Source organism: Methylobacterium sp. J-076, from assembly GCF_022829405.1.
In the GTDB taxonomy this organism is placed as follows: Bacteria; Pseudomonadota; Alphaproteobacteria; order Rhizobiales; family Beijerinckiaceae; genus Methylobacterium.
The window spans coordinates 1-974 of the sequence record NZ_JAKSXW010000092.1; the positions used below are offsets into that span (position 1 = coordinate 1).

The 974-nt window shown below is 70.7% G+C and carries 1 protein-coding gene; it reads left to right on the forward strand.

Going from position 1 to position 974, the window contains the following annotated elements:
- The coding region (locus tag MKK53_RS08935; protein WP_279598915.1) for a DNA translocase FtsK at positions 1–535 on the forward strand (535 nt) is incomplete at its 5' end.
- Positions 536–974: the final 439 nt, after the last annotated feature.

The window sequence follows — 974 nt, forward strand, 5'->3', positions numbered from 1 at the left end:
GAACTTCCCGACCCGGATCAGCTTCCAGGTGACGAGCAAGATCGACTCGCGGACGATCCTCGGGGAGATGGGCGCGGAGCAGCTTCTGGGCCAGGGCGACATGCTGTTCATGGCCGGGGGCGGGCGCACGACGCGTGTGCATGGGCCGTTCTGCTCGGACAGCGAGGTCGAGAGCGTGGTCGCCCACCTCAAGCGCCAGGGCCGCCCGAGCTACCTCGAGGCCGTGACCGCCGACGACGAGGAGCCGGCGTCCGAGAAGGGCGGCAAGGGCAAGGCCGGCGCGGCGGAGCTCGAACTCGACGGCGCGGTGTTCGACGCGGGGTCCTTCGGCGAGGCCGGCGGCGACCTCTACGATCAGGCGGTGCAGGTGGTGCTGCGGGATCAGAAGGCCTCCACCAGCTACATCCAGCGCCGGCTCCAGATCGGCTACAACCGCGCCGCCTCGCTCATGGAGCGGATGGAGACGGAGGGCCTCGTCGGCCCGGCCAACCACGCCGGCAAGCGGGAGATCCTGGTGGAGGGGGCGTCGGCCTAGCCGCGCCCGCGCCGCCGGACCGGCTGCCTCATCCCGCGCGCCGTGGGCCGCTGCAGGCAATCGCGGCTCCCTGGATGGCGTCGCTCCGCTCGCAAAGACGGTGGCGGTTCGGGTGCCCCGCTCCGTCATCGCGAGCGCAGCGAGGCGACCCAGGGCAGCGGGACGTTTTCGCAGGTGGCGCGTCCCTGGATTGCTTCGCTTCGCTCGCAAAGACGATGGCGGTTCGGGTGCCCCGCTCCGTCATCGCGAGCGCAGCGAAGCGACCGAGGGTGGCGGGACGTTTTCGCAGGTGGCGCGTCCCTGGATTGCTTCGCTCCGCTCGCAAAGACGGTGGTGGTTCAAGTGTCCCGCTCCGTCATCGCGAGCGCAGCGAAGCGACCCAGGGCAGCGGGACGTTGTCGCAGGTGGTGCGTCCCTGGATTGCTTCGCTCCGCTCGCA